At 59.6% G+C, this 16,162-nt stretch carries 13 protein-coding genes; 7 read left to right on the plus strand and 6 right to left on the minus strand.

Annotated features, from left to right (window positions below; genetic code table 11):
* The first annotated feature begins 446 nt into the window (after positions 1-446).
* Positions 447-2,186, plus strand: coding sequence for a hypothetical protein (locus EI293_RS01145; protein WP_125434907.1), 1,740 nt, complete (start codon positions 447-449; stop codon positions 2,184-2,186).
* Positions 2,187-2,295: 109 nt separating this feature from the next.
* Here EI293_RS01145 and EI293_RS01150 read toward each other — a convergent pair whose 3' ends face one another.
* The 3 genes from EI293_RS01150 to EI293_RS01160 form a co-directional block, all read right to left on the minus strand.
* Positions 2,296-2,949 carry a hypothetical protein gene (locus EI293_RS01150; protein ID WP_125434909.1) on the minus strand — a complete coding sequence of 218 codons (654 nt, stop codon included), beginning with the start codon at positions 2,947-2,949 and terminating at the stop codon, positions 2,296-2,298.
* A gap of 115 nt (positions 2,950-3,064) precedes the next feature.
* A complete protein-coding gene (locus tag EI293_RS01155; protein WP_125434911.1) occupies positions 3,065-4,129 on the minus strand; it encodes a glycosyltransferase family 9 protein in 1,065 nt (354 codons plus the stop codon).
* Between the two features lie 78 nt (positions 4,130-4,207).
* A complete protein-coding gene (locus EI293_RS01160; protein ID WP_125434913.1) occupies positions 4,208-5,962 on the minus strand; it encodes a DNA polymerase/3'-5' exonuclease PolX in 1,755 nt (584 codons plus the stop codon).
* A 211-nt stretch (positions 5,963-6,173) separates the two neighbouring features.
* Between EI293_RS01160 and EI293_RS01165 the strand changes: the two genes are divergently transcribed.
* The 4 genes from EI293_RS01165 (at position 6,174) to EI293_RS01180 (ending at position 9,333) form a co-directional block, all read left to right on the plus strand.
* Complete coding sequence (locus EI293_RS01165) at positions 6,174-6,569, plus strand: hypothetical protein (RefSeq protein ID WP_125434915.1); 396 nt, start codon at positions 6,174-6,176, stop codon at positions 6,567-6,569.
* A gap of 77 nt (positions 6,570-6,646) precedes the next feature.
* Complete coding sequence (locus tag EI293_RS01170; protein ID WP_125434917.1) at positions 6,647-7,021, plus strand: hypothetical protein; 375 nt, start codon at positions 6,647-6,649, stop codon at positions 7,019-7,021.
* A gap of 162 nt (positions 7,022-7,183) precedes the next feature.
* Positions 7,184-7,591 (plus strand): EVE domain-containing protein, encoded by a 408-nt coding sequence (locus EI293_RS01175; RefSeq protein ID WP_125434919.1) that lies wholly within the window; start codon positions 7,184-7,186, stop codon positions 7,589-7,591.
* 167 nt (positions 7,592-7,758) lie between these two features.
* A complete protein-coding gene (locus EI293_RS01180; protein ID WP_125434921.1) occupies positions 7,759-9,333 on the plus strand; it encodes a hypothetical protein in 1,575 nt (524 codons plus the stop codon).
* Between the two features lie 105 nt (positions 9,334-9,438).
* On the opposite strand, the gene EI293_RS01185 is transcribed toward EI293_RS01180, so the two are convergent.
* The 3 genes from EI293_RS01185 to EI293_RS01195 all read right to left on the minus strand — a co-directional run bounded on the left by EI293_RS01185 (position 9,439) and on the right by EI293_RS01195 (position 13,222).
* A complete protein-coding gene (locus EI293_RS01185; protein WP_125434923.1) occupies positions 9,439-9,993 on the minus strand; it encodes a DUF4252 domain-containing protein in 555 nt (184 codons plus the stop codon).
* A 146-nt stretch (positions 9,994-10,139) separates the two neighbouring features.
* Complete coding sequence (locus EI293_RS22545; RefSeq protein WP_125434925.1) at positions 10,140-11,606, minus strand: OmpA family protein; 1,467 nt, start codon at positions 11,604-11,606, stop codon at positions 10,140-10,142.
* Between the two features lie 326 nt (positions 11,607-11,932).
* Positions 11,933-13,222, minus strand: coding sequence for an aminopeptidase P N-terminal domain-containing protein (locus EI293_RS01195; protein ID WP_125434927.1), 1,290 nt, complete (start codon positions 13,220-13,222; stop codon positions 11,933-11,935).
* 299 nt (positions 13,223-13,521) lie between these two features.
* On the opposite strand from EI293_RS01195, the gene EI293_RS01200 reads away from it, so the two are divergent.
* On the plus strand, positions 13,522-14,550 hold the full coding sequence (locus tag EI293_RS01200) for a glycosyltransferase family 9 protein (protein ID WP_125434929.1): 1,029 nt from the start codon (positions 13,522-13,524) through the stop codon (positions 14,548-14,550).
* A gap of 344 nt (positions 14,551-14,894) precedes the next feature.
* The gene (locus EI293_RS01205; RefSeq protein ID WP_125434931.1) at positions 14,895-16,148 is read left to right on the plus strand and encodes a M16 family metallopeptidase; all 1,254 of its coding nucleotides are present in this window, start codon (positions 14,895-14,897) and stop codon (positions 16,146-16,148) included.
* Positions 16,149-16,162: the final 14 nt, after the last annotated feature.

Below are 16,162 nucleotides of genomic sequence, written 5' to 3' on the forward strand. Positions count from 1 at the left end.
GGTACTACAAGCAAATGTAGCGGAGAATTCATTTATGCATTTTTGCAGAACGCGCACCAAGGCTTCTGCGGGCCGTACATCGGCACTGACTGTATAACACGTAGTACCATGCCCACCCGGCTCAACGGAGGCTAGTATCGGGTGGCAGCCTGAAAATACCGGCTAGCACGTCTGTTTTGGGAAGCACCTTCGTACCCGTCATGGCCGCGGCCCCGACAGCCGCTATCCGGGCGGCGGGCCCCAATTTTATCAGCACTGCCGGAGCAATTACGGCCTACTTCATACGAAAGCCTAGTGGGGGAAAGTTGAGTAAACGCCGCCCAGTGGCAGCGGGCCAGCCTGGCCGGCAACTGCCGCCCTGCCTATCTTGCCAACTTATTCGCCGACCCGACCCATAACAGGCGCCAGTACAAAGGGCCTATGCTCAGCCCCTTACTATCGTTTCGATGCCTCGTATTCTACGCTCACTGGTTGTCCTGCTCTTCTATGCAGGCGTATTCATCGTCTTCACCTGGCCCCTGGCGGGCAATTTTGCCACGGCTTTTCCGGCAGTTCCCGGCCACGATTCCTACCAGTTTTACTGGAACGTCTGGCACTTCCGGGAAGCCGCAACCACCGGGCACAATCCGTTTGTCACTGACTGGCTGTTTTACCCCGCCGGCTCGGGACTGATCATGCACGCTTACATTCCCATCATCGGGATGCTGGCGGTGCTGATCGGGAATGAGATGCTGGCCATCAACCTGGGGCTACTGGCCAGTTACGCGCTGTCGGGTACGGGGGCGTATTACCTGGCCCGACGCTGGGTAAAAAGCCCGGTGCTGGGGCTGCTGGCGGGTTTCATCTTCGCCTACTCACCCTACAAGCTCCAGCGGCTGCCCGAACACTTCAATCTGGTGCTGACCGCCACCGTACCCTTTTACGTGCTGGCTTTTCTGCGCGCATTTGAATTTCGGGAAGGCCGGCTGCTGCCGATAGTCAGGAGCCGGGCGGCGGTGCTGGCGTGCTGCCTGCTGGGCATCATCACGTTACTGAGCGACTATTACGTTCTGTTCGGCCTCATTTACTTCTCGCTGCTGTATGCCAGCTGGTACTGGTTGCGCATTGGCCGGCTCAACTGGCGCAACTGGCGGACCTGGGCCGTACTGGCAGGCATACTCCTCGTGAGCCACATCGGCATCCGGCTGCTCCGCCTGGCTGGCGTGCCCGATTCGGGTAAATGGTGGGGAGGCGACGTGGTGGCGTTTCTGCTGCCACCAGCTACCAGCCGCTGGCTGGATTTTGCCTGGGCCGGTCGTTTGTACAACTCTTCTTTGTTCAACATGCCCGGCTCGATAGAAAACACCCTATTCATTGGGTACGCGCTTCCGGCGCTGGCCCTCAGCCTCTGGCTGTGGAGACGCCGGCCCCGCTCGCTCCGCGCCCAGGACGCCCAGGGGAAGCCATTACTATGGGTACTTCTTATGTTTCTGCTCTTTACGGTACCTACGCTCCGGATATATGGCCATGAGCGGCTGAATCTGCCTACTTCCCTGTTGCACTTTATTCCCTTCTTCAACAACATCCGGTGCCCTACGCGCTGGATTATGCTGGTGGGGCTGCTGCTGCCCATTATTTCCTTCAGTGCTTTGGAAGCGGCCTGGCAAGGACTGAAGCCATCTTCACGTTACCTGCTCAGTGGGGTATTGTTTGCCGTGGTAGCCCTGGAATTCTGGCCAAAAACCTATTACCAGGCAACGGCCGCGTCGGTTCCGGCTTTCTACCGGCAGCTGGCGGCCCGGCCCGGCACCACGCTGATACCCATTCCCCTAGGTGTTACGGATGGTAACCGGCAGGCAGGCCACCTGCCCACTGAACAGCTCTTCTATCAGGCATTTCACCGCAAGAAGCTGCCCGGCGGTTACCTCTCACGCGTGAAGCCGGAGCTGTTTGTTGCCCTCCGGCAGCAACCCGTACTGCGGGCCTTGCTGCAGGTACAAACGCACCCTGACTCGCTGGGCTCGTCGCCGACTCCCGGGCAGGTGCGGGACTTTCTGCAACGGTATAAGCCAGCCGCTTTCGTCATTGATTCCAGCTACCGTACGCATCCTGTTCGGCCGTACCTGCGGCAGTTGCTGCAGCCGTTTGGCTACACGGAGCAGGTAGTGGAGCAGCGGGTGATTTTTGTCCCGGCTACCACCAGGTAAGTCCGCGCAGGTTACCTGATCCGGCCATAGAAAAGGGCCGCCTTTGCCTGGTGCAAAAGCGGCCCTTCCGGTAAGTGCCCCGTAGGTGGCTGGTCAGGCAGCCGCCACGTTACGATTTGGGGGTGTAAGGAAATTTCTTGGAAGCGTTGCGCATCAGGACGTTCACCATGCCCTCGGTAGAGCTGCCCACCGAGCCGTTGGCCACGTAGTCGTACTTCCACAGTAGTTTGCCGGCATCCGATTCGTGAATGTTCACGGTGATATTGGCTTGGTTGGTGGCCCCCCAGGCTCCTACCAGTACTCCCAGGGCCACGGCGGCCCCGTCGCTCATGGGTTTGCTGGTCCGCACGCTGGTGGTCAGCACGGCATCTACGCCCAGAATTTTGGCCAGCTCCTGCGGTGAGTGGTTACGCAGCTCCGAAAACGGAATGCCGCTTTCCCGCAGCCGGGAGTTGGTTTGCATAATATCCTGAAACTGGACGGTGTAAGCGCGCTGGCCGGCGCGGCGCAACAGCCACGAATAGATTTTCTCCTGGAAATCGGAACCGCTTTGCTGCTCCAGGTTCCGCAGCTGCTCGGCCGAGGTATTGCGGGCCTGGTTGGGGCGCAGCTGCATGGTAACTGAAGCCGGCAGAATAGCTACCGTTTTGTGCTTGGGAACGTAGGCACGGAAATCCTGCGCCATGTAAATGCTCGGGCCGCAGGCCGTCAGCCATACTGCCAGAACGGCAAACGTTAAAAGACGCAGAGTAGAAACTCGCATAAAGAGAAAGTAGGAAGATGAGAAAAATAGGATTCTGCCTGACCGAATCACACAATATTACAAACCAGGCAGAATATTTCTCATTTTCCGGCAGCTCAACCGCAACCTTTTTCTACTACAATCCGTAGGGGTCCGGCAAGTCCAGGTCAAAGCGGATATCATGCATGCAGCGAAAGTGACCTTTGGGACATTTTTCGTAGCCGATTTTGGAGCACGGCCGGCACGCGAGGTCCGGCACTTCCAGCACCCGAAACTCGGTGCGGTACGGGTACATCCCGAACTCCGGCACGGTGTTGCCCCACACACTAATGATTTCCTTCTGGAAGGCGGCGGCTATGTGCATCAGGCCGGTATCGTGGCTGACCACCAGGCTGGCCTGCCGCACCAGGGAGGCCGATTGATTGAGGTTGAATTTACCGCAGGCATTGTAAATAACCGTTGCCGATGCCTCCGCAGTGGGGGGCGTTGCAGGAAAGTAATAGGGGCTATCCGGAATACGGCCGGGGGCCGGCGGCGAACTGGCAGTACCCTGTCCGAAAGCCAGTTCCACGATGTGGCCGGTACTTTCATCGGTGGGGCCGCCCAACAGCACAATAGGCCGCCGGAGTTGCCCGCACAGCTCAATAATCCGCTCCACCGGCAGCCGCTTGGTGGCATGCTGCGCGCCAATGGCAAAAGCCACGTAGCCGCGTTGAAAAGCGGCGGGCAACGCGGCCGAAATATCTACCTCATCCTGGGCCGGAATAAAGTAATCGAGCCCCTGCTTATCGTTTTTCACCCCCAGCGGTGCCGCTGCTGCCAGGTACCGCTCCACAATATGCACGTTGGGCAGCGTGTTGATTTTCAGGTTCACCAGCAGCCACTTGCGCCAGTTCAGCTTATCAAAGCTGGCTGATTTTACGCCCAATTGTGCCTTGATAAGCGCCGTACGCAGGTTGTGGTGCAGATCCACCACGAAATCAAACTGTTCCGCTTTCAGCTCTGCCACCAGCTCCGGCAACGAGCCGGTCAGGCAATGAACCTTATCCACGTACGGATTAGGCTCCAGCAGGCCCCGAAAAGCCGGCTTGGTGGCAAAATGCACTTCCGCGCCTGGTACCTGCTGCTTCAGCGCCCGCACCACGGGCGTCGTCAGCACAATATCGCCAATGGAAGAAAAGCGCAGAACAAGAATTTTCATTTGATCAGTTGACGTCGGGAAATCAGGGGCTACCCGGCTTAAGCAAACAGCCCCGTTGCGGGTAACCGACACTTGCCACTACCCAAACAACGAATCTTTAAACTCCAGCGGGGGTTTGATACCCGCCTTACGCTCGGCAAAGTAGGCGGCTATTTCGTCTACTGATTTTGCGTTGAACGTCATGTCTTTGGTAAGGCCGCCCTTACGTCCCATGAACACCCCGTAGCGCATATCGGCGTAGCCATTGGTGTGGTGGGCATCAGGGTTGATGCTGAGCTGCACGCCCTGGTCGAGGGCGTAGCGCACCCAGCGCCAGTCCAGGTCGAGGCGCCAGGGGTTGGCATTTATTTCGATTATTACCTTGTGCTGGGCGCAGGCATCGATAACGGCTTTGTGGTTGAGCGGATAGCCTTCCCGGCGCAGCAGCAGGCGGCCGGTAGGATGCCCCAGCATGGTAGTATAGGGGTTTTCGATGGCCCGCAACACCCGCGTGGTCGCTTTACGCTCGTCCATTTTGAGGTTGGAATGCACCGAGGCCACAATAAAATCGAAGGTTTCGAGCACCGCCGGCGGGTAATCCAGCGAGCCATCCGACAGAATATCGGACTCAATACCTTTGAAGATGCGAAACGGGGCCAACTCCTGGTTCAGCTCATCAATTTCGCGCTGCTGCTGGCGTACCCGCTCCGGCGGCAGGCCATTGGCATAATGCGCCGCCTGCGAATGGTCACAGATGCCGAGGTACTCGTATCCCTGGTCGCGCAGGAAGGTGGCCATTTCGCGCAGGGTGTGGTTGCCGTCGGAATAGGTACTGTGATTGTGCAGGGAGCCGCGCAGGTCGGCGTCTTCCAGCAAAGGCAGCAGCTTATTTTCCCGGGCCAAGCCCAGCTCGCCCAACCCTTCGCGCAGCTCCGGCTCCACGTATTGTAGGCCGGCCCGCTGGTAGAGCGCGGGTTCGGTGGCAAACCGTTCCCGCTTCAGCCATTGGCGCAGGGTGGCCGGCTGGCCGGGTTGCAGTTCCTGGACCAGCGGCTCGGATAAATGCGCCTCGGCAGCAGTACTGAGCAGGAGTTGGTTGGTAAAGTCGGGGGCAGCTACCAGCACTATTTCCACTTTCACCCCCGAAGCCGTAGCCGAGCCACGCCACGCGAAAGGGCCGCTCCGGCGCGGGTCGGGCGTGAGGCCATCCAGCGTATTCAGCAGCTGATGCACGGCTGCCAGCTGAGTGGTGGCAACTACCAGCGTGATGGTTTCTACCGTTTCGAGGCGGCGGCGCACTTCGCCCGCCACGGCGGCCTGCTCTACCCCGGCAGTTGCGTTCAGCCGGTTCAGCAGGTCGAGCGCCAGTTCCTCGGCCGGCGGGTACAGCAGTTTTCCCCGGCTCTGGTCAGTGAAATCGAGGGCTTCCAAAATGGCCTGCTGGGTTTTCTGGCCGAAGCCCTTGAGTTTGCTCACCTCATCATTCTGGGCGGCCTCACGCAGCTGTTCGGGCCCTTCAATGCCCAGTTCCTTCCACAGACTACGGATTTTCTTGGGGCCGATGCCTTTGATGCCCAGCAACCCAATTACGCCGGGCGGCGTGGCGGCCAGCAGGCGCGTCAGCTCCTCAAACGAGCCGGTATCGAGCATTTCGGCCACTTTGGCGGCGGCAGTTTTACTCAGACCGGTGCGGTCGGGCAGGCCGGTACGGTCCAGGTCGGCCACGGGCACGGAGAGCTGCTCCAGCGCGTTGGCCGTGCCTTCGTAGGCCCGGATTTTAAACGGATTCTCTTCGTGCAGCTCCATGAGCTGGGCAGTGAGGCGGAAGGCTCGGATGAGGGCGCGGTTATCCATAAGGCAGGCAAAGGTAGGCGGTGCGGCCAACGTGGCCTAAGCTTTCGGGGCGGGGGGCCGTATACAGCCGGAGCGCCGCCTGCTTTTCAGGCTACGCGGCCAATTTGTTTACTTTTGAGTGGCCTGACCTACGGGGCAAATGCCCAGGCAGCGGGTCACCGGATTTTCTTCCTACGGCCTGGGCGCAGCTCAGGCCATCATTTCTCTACCTATGCGTCTGTTCACTCTGCTGTCCTGCCTGAGCGTGCTGCTCCTGGCCGCCACCTGCAACCCCGATCCGAAAGCCAACGCCCAGCTGAAGCAACTGGAGCGCACTTGGCTGCACGCCCACGAAGAAGACCAGGGCGATGTACGCGTGTACCGGCCCAATACTTATGCCTTTCCTCCGTCACGGGGCCGTACGGGGTTCACGTTCGACCATAACGGTCTGTTCACCCAGCTCGACATTGCCCCGACCGATGGCATTGAGGGCCGCAAGGGCCGCTGGACCGCCGAAAACGACCATACCCTGCGCATAACCCTTGATGACAAAAAAGACCCCGATTACACGCTGGAAGTAGTGTCGCTGGAAAACGACGTGCTGAAAGTGCGCCGGGTTGAGTTGTAGCCGAAGCACTTGCAACCATTCGGGCCGAGGGAAACTCCTGCCAATAGTATTTTCCTCACTTAAAAGTCCTTATGCGTATGCGCCTCTTTATTGCCTGCAGCCTGGCCCTGGCCCTAGGAGCCTGTTCTAAAGCCGATGAAGTGACGCCGCCGGCCGCGTTGCTCGACCGGGAGTGGTTCAACACTTTCCAGAAAACTGAAGCTCAATACGATGTGTACACCCCAACTAATTCAGCAGTTGGCTGGCGTTACGAAGGCATCCGGTTGAATACCGACGGCACGTTTCTGGAACACGGTTTGGGGCCGGCCGATGCACCAGAAACCCGGCCCGGCACTTGGGAAGCGGCCGGAAGCAATACCTACCGCATTCAGTTCACCGATGCGCAACGTACCGGCTTCGTGCTGGAAGTAAAATCGGTGGAAGACGGCCGCTTGGTGGCGCGCCGCCAATAGACTCCTTCGAACCTGAATTTCTGGTCCGTCCCGGTGGGCGGCTTTTGCTTCGTCATGACGAGGCAGTGGCCGCCCGCCGGGACGGTGCTATTTTCGCTCCGGCCATTGCTGTTGGCTGCCGGTTATCCGGACAGCACTTTCACTTCTTTACCCGTTTCACCTTTGAACTACTGGCTCGTTAAATCAGAACCGGCGGCGTACTCCTGGGACACGTTTGTGCGCGATAATGGCACCGACTGGACCGGCGTGCGCAACTTTCAGGCCCGCAACTTCCTGCAGCAGATGCAGCCTGGCGACTTGGTCCTCTACTACCACAGCGTAACCGACAAACAGGTAGTAGGCATTGCCGAAGTAGCTGCCCCCGCCGCGCCCGATGCTACTGCCGAAGCCGGCAGTACCTGGGTAGCCGTTCACCTCAAGCCGCAGCAGCCGCTGGCACGGCCCGTTTCTTTGGCCCAGATCAAGCAGGACGCGCGCCTCAGCCAGATTGGCCTGCTGCGGCAGTCCCGTTTATCGGTAATGGCCCTGAAGCCAGAGGAGTTTGATGTGTTGCTGGAGTTAGGCAGCTAAGCCCCGCCCCAAACTTTTGCGTACGGCCTGCCCTAGTATTTTAGGGTGGGCCGTGTGCATTTCAGGCCAAGTCGGCATCTTATTTCCAGCGGGCCGTGTTAGGTGATGCGCGCCTTTCGCCGTATCTTCCTAATGCACAGCGTGGCCTGGCATTTTTGGCTTGTGTTATGAAACAACTATACCTGTTTTTGGGCTTTCTGCTGAGTATTTCGACGGGTTGGGCCCAGAAAGCCACCCCGCCCAAGTTCTCCGTTGAGCCGAGCCAGCCCGCCCGGGCCGAGCTGCTGCTGGAGGCTTACAGCAGCGACGTGCAGGTGCAGCCGCTGCCCGAAGACAGCAGCGTGGTACTGCTGGTGGAGCGCGACCCTATTCTGAGCGGTAAGTCGGAGTATTATTTCCAGAAGTTCAACCACAACCTGCAGCCCATCCGCCGGGCCGATATTCCGGTGCCGCGCGGCTACGATTTTCAGCGGCTCTGCTCCGAAGGCACCGATGTGTATGCTATTTTCAGCGGCCTTGATCCGGGCACTCTTTGGGTTGCGGCCTTCGATTCGCGGACGGGGGAGTTGGGTAACGGTGAGTTTAAAACCAAACGCACCCGGGGAATTCATGAGTTGAAGGCCCTGGATGGCAATCTGTTTGTAACGGTGGAAGTAGATCAGCACCTGACGATTCTGCTGCTGGATCTGCACACGGCCAAATTTCAGTTTCTGCCTTCCGTATATGAGCCGTTACCTGCCCGCTTCACCTTTCTGGCCGATTCCGTCACGAAGCGGGCCGAGCTGATCCTGAGCGAAACCAACGGCTTCAAGTCGCGGCTGCAGCTCAAGCAGCTCTCCGATGACGGCCGCCTCATACGCTCCGAGTTCGTGCAGGCCAGCAGTGAGCGGGGCCTGCTGGACGCGCAGCTCAGCCCCGGCGACAGTGCCGCCCGCCTGCTGGCCGGCACCTATACCCTGCGCGACTCCCGCTATTCCCAGGGCTTGTTTGCTTCCGACCTCACCGCCGGCGTCACTCCTACCGGTCAGCGGCGCTCCCTGCGGTACTATGATTTTCTGAATTTCAAGCACTTCTTTGATTTCATGAAGCCGGCCAAAGTAGCGCGCATGCGGCAGCGCAGTGAGCGGCTTCGGGCTTCTGACCGGCAGTTCCGCCACCGCTACCAATTGCTCATGCACGATATGGTGCCCACGGCCGAAGGCTTCGTGCTGGTCTCGGAGGTGTACTACCCGCGCTACAATACCTCCAACTTCAACTACGGTAACCTGGGCAGCCTTGCCAATTACGGCTATGGGGGCTTCGGCTATCCTTCGCGCTACAACAATTTCTACAACAACCGCCGGGCTTCTGAAGGCTTCCGGACCACGCACGCCCTCATCTGCGGGTTTGACCGGCAGGGCAATCTACTCTGGGACAACTCTTTTTTATTAAAGGAAATTGAGCATTTCCAGCTGCAGGAAACCGTGCGAATGCGGCCTCTCTCCGATGGCCGCCGCATGGCTATGGCTTATCTGAAGAATGATGAATTTCACTATAAGGTGGTAGACCAAGCGGCTTCTGCGCCTAATGACTGGCAGATTCAGCTCCGCCCCGCTGACCCCACGGAGAAAACCAACGACACTTCGCAGGAGCATCTGCTAACGTGGTACGGCGGGCGGTTCCTAGCCTGCGGCTACCAGCACGTACGTCCCGAAAAAGGCCCCGGTCGCGACGTCTTCTTTCTGAACGTACTGGAATTCTGAGAGCTGTAACAGAATAGCGGAGTAACTGAGCAACCGTTCTGGCACCAAGTGTGGCGTCAGAACGGTTGCTCAGTTACTCCGCTATTCTGTTACAGCTCTGGCTGCTTAATTCGTGCCGCTGATAACGCTGGGCAGTACTTTGCTGAGTTGAGCCACCTGCTCGCGGGTGAAGCTGCCGGCTACCGAAACCAGTACAAATGAATCGGTGGAGCCCTGGGTACCCACGGCCACAAACTCCGAGACTTTGCCGCCCTGCTCCCGCACCGAGTAGCGCATTTGGTTAGGACCTTCGGCCGTGGTAACGGCCAGCGGCGTGTACCGCTCATTGGCCAGCAGACCATCTACTTCCTTGGTGAGACCTTCCGCTACCAAGTCGCGGGCGTTGCCGGTGGTGGGCGTGAAGGTGAGGATGCGGGCCGTCCGGATAGAGGTCAGGGCCTCGCTGATGTCGCTGCCGCCGCCCAGCTTGGCAATGCGGCCCAGCACGAAGCGCGTACCCAGGCCGGCGTTCCAGTCGGTGGCTTTGAAGCCCGAGCGGTTTTCGTACTTGTTGAAGAACTCGGTAACGGTGCGGGCCGGGTTGCCCGGCCCCCCAGCGCGGCAGCCAGCCAGCAGCAGTAATCCAAAAGCCAGCAGGAAAGAAAAGTGACGCAGTTTCATACGGAACAGAAAAAAGGAGTGAGTAAAAAGTCTGTACGCAACCCCGGCGCAACCGTTCAGCTAAAGCGGGCGGGCAACGGCAGATGGCGTAAAAAAAGCGGCGTACCAACCGGTACGCCGCTTTTCTTGGTAGTTACCTCCCGGCCTTAGGGCTGGGGAGCATCGGGGATGAAAAACTCAAACTTGAATTCTACACGACGGTTCTGCGACATGCCGGCGGCCGACGTGTTCGGAGCAGCGGGCTCCGATTCGCCACGGCCTTCGGTTACGATGCGGGCGGGGTCAACCTGCTTGCCAGTGAAGTAGCGCTTCACCGAACCGGCGCGACGCTCCGACAGAGCCTGGTTGTACTCATCAGTACCGCGCGAGTCGGCGTGGCCGATTACCCGCAGGCTGTACTCGGGGTGGTCTTTCAGGGCCTTGGTCATTTTATCAAGCGTGCCATACGAGGTGCGCTTGATAACAGTGCTGTTCGTCTCGAAGCGGATTGGCTGCTCGAGTTTGCGCACGCCCGGATCAATTTCCATGGGGCAGCCGTTAGCGTCCACTTTGGCACCTTTGGGGGTATCGGGGCACTTATCGGCCGAATCCGGAATACCGTCGCCGTCGGCGTCAACCACCAGCGGGCAGCCGTTGGCATCTACCTGGGTACCGGCTGGGGTAGCGGGGCACTTATCGTTTTTATCGGCAACACCATCACCGTCGGCATCGGGGCAGCCGCGCAGAGCGGGCAGGCCGGCCTCGTCGGGGCAGTCGTCATTCTTATCAGCTACGCCGTCATTATCACGGTCGGGGCAGCCTTGCATAGCGGCCGTACCGGCTTCAGTGGGGCACTGATCCTGGTAATCCGGAACACCGTCCTTGTCACCATCGAGGGGGCAGCCGTTTTCATCCACGGTTACGCCGCTGGGCGTATCGGGGCACTTGTCTTTGCGGTCCGGTACACCGTCACCGTCAGTATCCTTGGCTTTGCCCAGAGCAATGTTCAGGCCCACGGTGTGCTGCAGGAACCGGTCGTCGAACTTGTTGTCATCGCGCACCGGGTCGCCATCAATGTTGGCGTTTAGCGGAATGTGCTGGCCGGTCTGCACGAACAGGGTCACGGCATCTCCCAGACGGAAGTCGATACCGGCGGCCCCGAACAGGTCGAAATGGTTTTTGTCCTCATCCTGATTGGTAGAGGTACCATTGCGGTTGATAGTGGCTTCGCGGCTCATGTAGGTGAGGCCGGGAGCAGCCAGCAGGTAAGGGCGAATCCGCGACCCTTCCTTAAATGCCTTGAATTTCAGGCCCAGGTTTACGTTTACCACGTTGGTGGCGAAGCTGCTGCCGAAGTACGGAGCGCTGTTCGGAGCCGTCTGCTTGAACTCCACATAGTTGCCGCTCAGCTGCACGTCCAGGCCCTTCGAGATGTAGCGGCTGAAAGTGATGCCGGGGGCATACTTGTTCTCGCCGAACTTCCAGTAGTCGGAGCCGAAGTTGCCCTTGTACTGCATGGCGCTTACGTTGAGGCCGATGGCCGTCTTGCGGTCGGCCGTCTGGGCCTGCGCCCGCGGAGCTGCCGCCAGAAGCGTCAGACCCAGGGCCGTTGAAGTTGCTAAAAGGTGTCTCATAGAGCGAAAGTAGGTGGAACAGATGGCACAAAAAGCACTGCGGCAGCAGCGTAGTACTACCAGCCAGGTTACCGGCCTATACCGCTCCGGCCAAAATAAAGTTGTGACTGCTCTACTTTACGGAACTTTTTTCAAGCCGATTCAACCCGGTAAAATCTACATATTCAACAATTTATATACAACCACAAGCCTCGCTACTTCCGACGCGCCAGCGGCCCCGATCTGCTTCCAGCTCCTACTGTCAGCCCCCACAAAAAAAATAACAAAAGCCCGTTGCTCCGGCCGGAACAACGGGCTTTCACCGCTCGGTTTATTTTGGTATGGGCTTACCGCTTCATCAGGCGCTCAATGTCATCGGCCTCCAGTGGGATATTCTTCATCAGGTCGTCGGGGCCGTTCCTGGTGATGAGGATGTCGTTTTCGAGGCGGATGCCTAAGCCTTCCTCCCGGATGTAGATGCCCGGCTCGCAGGTGTACACCATGCCCGGCTCGAAGGTGCGGTACTTAAAGCCCACATCGTGTACATCGAGACCCAGGTAGTGGCTGGTGCCGTGCATAAAGTACTGCTTGTAGAGCGGGGCAGCAGGGTTCTGGTTTTTTACGTCCTGCTCATTCAGCAGGTCCAGCTTAATGAGTTCCTGCTCCATCTGACCGCCCACGGCGGCGTGGTACTCCTCAATGTTGCCGCCGGGTACCAGGCGGGCGGTGGCAAACTTCATCACGCTGAGCACGGCCTCGTACACGGCCCGCTGGCGCTTGGTGAAAACGCCATTCACGGGAATGGAGCGCGAAAGGTCGGCGGCGTAGTTGGCGTACTCGGCCCCGAAGTCCATCAGCAGCACGTCGCCGTCCCGGCACTCCCGGTCGTTGCTGACGTAGTGCAGGATGCAGGCGTTGGCCCCGCTGGCGATGATGCTGCCGTAGGCCGGCCCGCGGGAAGCGTTGCGCAGGAACTCGTGGAAGATTTCGGCCTCGATTTCGTACTCCATCACGCCCGGCTGCACGAAGCCCAGCAAACGGCGGAAGGCCTTTTCGGTGATGTCGGCGGCGCGTTGCATCAGCCGGATTTCCTCGGGGCTCTTGATGGCGCGCAACTGGTGCAGGAGGCGGGCGGCGCGGCGGTACTGGTGCAGCGGGTAGGCCTCCCGAATCCACTTAATAAAGCGGGCGTCGCGGGTTTCCACCTCCACCGTAGAGCGGATGTGCTCATTTGTATTGAGGTACACGTTTTCGGCCTCGTTCATGAGGGCCGGCAGCACGCTTTTGAACGATTCCAGCCACATGATGGTGGGCACGCCCGACTGCTCCCGGGCCTGCTCCTTGGTGAGCTTGTAGCCTTCCCACACCAGAATATGCTCACTGGTTTCCTTCAGAAACAGGATTTCCCGGTACTGAGGCAGCACCGCATCGGGGAACAGTACCAGGATGCTTTCCTCCTGATCCACACCCGAAAGGTAGAACAGGTCGTTGTTCTGGCGGAAGGCCATGGTGCCGTCGGCGTTGGTCGGCATCACGTCGTTGGAGTGGAAAATGGCCAGCGAGGCGGGGGGCAGCAGCTCGCGGAAGCGGCGGCGGTTTTCAGTGAACAGGTTGGGGGAGATGGAGCCGTAGCGCATGGGGTGGCAGCGGGGGTAAAGTGGCAGAAACTTGGGCCACCTAAGCGGCCGGCCCAAGTTAGGCAGAAGCGGCCGGCTTCCGGATAAGGACACTGGCTGTTCCCGAATCATCAGCCGGAGCTTGCAAAGAAACTCGTTGCGAATCGTTCAGGTGTCTTTAGCCCGCAGAGGACGCAGAGGTTTGCGCAGAGTCGTTCCGGCGGGCGGCTGGACAGGCCGGATTCCGGACCCAGCTTAAATTAGACGAAAAGGTGGCAAGCCTGCGCTGAACCGGTATCTTTGTGACCTGATATTGCACTATGCCCGAACCAGCCGCTCCGCCCGCCATCCTGCTGATCCAGACCGCCTTCATCGGCGACGTGATTCTGGCCACGGCCCTGCTGGAGTACCTGCGCCAGACGGAACCCGCCACGCCGGTGGATTTTCTGGTGCGCAAGGGCAACGAGGGGCTGGTGCAACACCACCCGCACGTACGCCGGGTGCTGGTGTGGGATAAGAAAGCCAATAAGTACGGCGGCCTCTGGCAGCTGCTGAAGCAAATCCGGCAGACAAATTACGGGCGCGTGGTTACGCTGCAGCGGTTTGCCTCCACGGGCCTGCTCACGGCTTTTTCGGGCGCGCCCGAGCGGATTGGGTTTGATAAGAATCCGCTGGCGTTCCGGTTTACGAGGGTTATTCCGCACGTTATCGGGGCGGGGGTACACGAGGTATCACGCAACCTGCACCTGCTCGACCCGGCCTATGAGGGTCCGGTGGTACCGCCCCGCCTCTACCCTACTCCCAAGGATGAAGCCGCCGCCGCACCCTACGCCGCCGTGGGGCCTTATATCTGCATCGCGCCCACCTCGGTGTGGTTTACCAAGCAGTTTCCGGAGGAGGAATGGCTGAAGCTGCTGGCGGCCCTGCCCCCGCAGTACACCGTATACCTGCTGGGCGGCCCGCCCGATACGGCCGCCTGCGAGCAGCTGCTGGAGCGTACTCCGCGGCCCAGCGTGGTGAATCTATCGGGCAAGTTGTCGTTACTGGCCTCGGCGGCTCTTATGCGCGGGGCGGTGCTCAACTACGTCAACGACTCGGCTCCCATGCACCTGTGCTCGGCCGTGGGCGCGCCGGTGTGCGCGGTGTACTGCTCCACAGTGCCGTTTTTCGGGTTCGGGCCGCTGAGTCCATTCTCGCGCATCGTGGAAACTGAGGAAGAACTGGAATGTCGGCCCTGCGGGCTGCACGGCTACAAAGCCTGCCCACTGGGCCACTTCCGCTGCGCCCACGGCATCCGCACCCAGCAGCTGCTGGCCGTGCTGGCGGAAGCGGAAGTGGTGATTCGGTGAGTTAGTGATTCGGTGATTTAGCAAGTTAGTAAACGTCATTGCGAGGCGAAGCCGACGCAATCCTTCCTTCACGAAGCACAAACCCTTGCATTATTCAAAAGCCCCCTGACACCCGCGCGAGCCACGGGGCTTTCTGCTGCCCGACGCTCTGCACCCTGAAAAAGGAAGGATTGCTTCGCGCTGCTCGCAATGACGTTCTCTTGCTCACTAACTCACCGAATCACTAACTCACCGCCCGTACCTTTGCAACCACATGCCGCCCGGCGTGGTTATACCGGGCCGGGGCAGGAACTGGCCGCTGAAACCAGGTCCTAATAGCCCCCACGACCCCAAGACCCCATCAAATGTCCGACTACGACCTGTACGAGTTGCCCAACGGCATCCGGGTTCTGCATAAACAAGTGCTGCACACCAAAATTGCCCACTGTGGCTTCCTGCTGGACATTGGCTCCCGCGACGAGAAGCCGCACCAGCAGGGCCTGGCGCACTTTTGGGAGCACATGGCCTTCAAAGGCACCGAGAAGCGCAAGAGCTTTCACATCCTCAACCGCCTCGAAACCGTGGGCGGCGAGCTGAACGCCTACACCACCAAGGAGAAAATCTGCTTCTACGCCTCTTTGCTCAGCACTCACTTCGAGCGGGCCTTTGAGCTGCTGACGGACCTGACCTTCAACTCTACCTTCCCCGAGAAGGAAATTGAGAAGGAGCGCGGCGTAATTCTGGAGGAAATGGCCATGTACCACGACGCCCCCGAGGACGCCATCATCGACGACTTCGACGACGTGGTATTTGCCCGCCACTCCCTGGGTCACAACATTCTGGGCACTCGCGAGAGTGTCTCGGGCTTCCAGCAGGCCGATTTCTACCAGTTCCTGCAGGAAAACGTGCGCACCGACCGGCTGGTGTTCAGCTCGGTGAGCAACCTACCTTTCAAGGAAGTGAAGCGGCTGGCCGACAAGTTTCTGGCCCCGCTGCCGGCCCGGCTGGGCGCGCGGCCCCGGCTCTCGTTCAGCGGCTACCAGCGGCTGGAGCGGTTGGAGCACAAACCCATCACCCAGGCGCATTGCCTGATTGGCGGCCCGGCCTACGCCCTGCACGACGAGCGGCGGATTCCGTTTTTCCTGCTGAGCAACCTGCTGGGCGGCCCCGGCATGAACTCCCGCCTCAACCTGGCCGTGCGCGAGAAGTACGGCCTGGTTTACACCATCGACGCCACGTACTCTCCCTACACCGACACGGGGCTGTTCGGCATCTACTTCGGCACCGAGAAAAAGCAGGTGAACCGGACCGTTTCGCTGGTGCAAAAGGAGCTAAAAAAGCTTCGTGAGCAGACGCTGGGCACCTCGCAGCTGCACACCTCCAAGGAGCAGCTGATGGGCCAGCTGGCCATGGCTGAGGAAAGCAACGGCGGCCTCATGCAGCTGCTGGCCAAAAGCACCCTCGACATCGGCCGCGTGGAAAGCATCAACGAAATCTTCGAGCAGGTGCGCCGCATCACCGCCCCGCAGCTGCTGGAGCTGGCCAACGACATCCTGACCGACGAGAACCTGAGCATCCTACAATACTTACCAGAAGAGAAGGCCAAAAAGGTAAAATAGTCCCCGTCATTGCG

Source organism: Hymenobacter perfusus, assembly GCF_003944765.1.
Taxonomy (GTDB): Bacteria; Bacteroidota; Bacteroidia; order Cytophagales; family Hymenobacteraceae; genus Hymenobacter; species Hymenobacter perfusus.

What these genes read in the sequence shown, in the direction of transcription:
- EI293_RS01145 (WP_125434907.1), top strand. Translation starts at nt 447, where the DNA reads ATGCCTCGTATTCTACGCTCACTGGTTGTCCTGCTCTTCTATGCAGGC.
- EI293_RS01160 (WP_125434913.1), bottom strand. Translation starts at nt 5,962, where the DNA reads ATGGATAACCGCGCCCTCATCCGAGCCTTCCGCCTCACTGCCCAGCTC.
- EI293_RS01205 (WP_125434931.1), top strand. Translation starts at nt 14,895, where the DNA reads ATGTCCGACTACGACCTGTACGAGTTGCCCAACGGCATCCGGGTTCTG.
- EI293_RS01170 (WP_125434917.1), top strand. Translation starts at nt 6,647, where the DNA reads ATGCGCCTCTTTATTGCCTGCAGCCTGGCCCTGGCCCTAGGAGCCTGT.
- EI293_RS01180 (WP_125434921.1), top strand. Translation starts at nt 7,759, where the DNA reads ATGAAACAACTATACCTGTTTTTGGGCTTTCTGCTGAGTATTTCGACG.
- EI293_RS01200 (WP_125434929.1), top strand. Translation starts at nt 13,522, where the DNA reads ATGCCCGAACCAGCCGCTCCGCCCGCCATCCTGCTGATCCAGACCGCC.
- EI293_RS01185 (WP_125434923.1), bottom strand. Translation starts at nt 9,993, where the DNA reads ATGAAACTGCGTCACTTTTCTTTCCTGCTGGCTTTTGGATTACTGCTG.
- EI293_RS22545 (WP_125434925.1), bottom strand. Translation starts at nt 11,606, where the DNA reads ATGAGACACCTTTTAGCAACTTCAACGGCCCTGGGTCTGACGCTTCTG.
- EI293_RS01155 (WP_125434911.1), bottom strand. Translation starts at nt 4,129, where the DNA reads ATGAAAATTCTTGTTCTGCGCTTTTCTTCCATTGGCGATATTGTGCTG.
- EI293_RS01195 (WP_125434927.1), bottom strand. Translation starts at nt 13,222, where the DNA reads ATGCGCTACGGCTCCATCTCCCCCAACCTGTTCACTGAAAACCGCCGC.
- EI293_RS01165 (WP_125434915.1), top strand. Translation starts at nt 6,174, where the DNA reads ATGCGTCTGTTCACTCTGCTGTCCTGCCTGAGCGTGCTGCTCCTGGCC.
- EI293_RS01150 (WP_125434909.1), bottom strand. Translation starts at nt 2,949, where the DNA reads ATGCGAGTTTCTACTCTGCGTCTTTTAACGTTTGCCGTTCTGGCAGTA.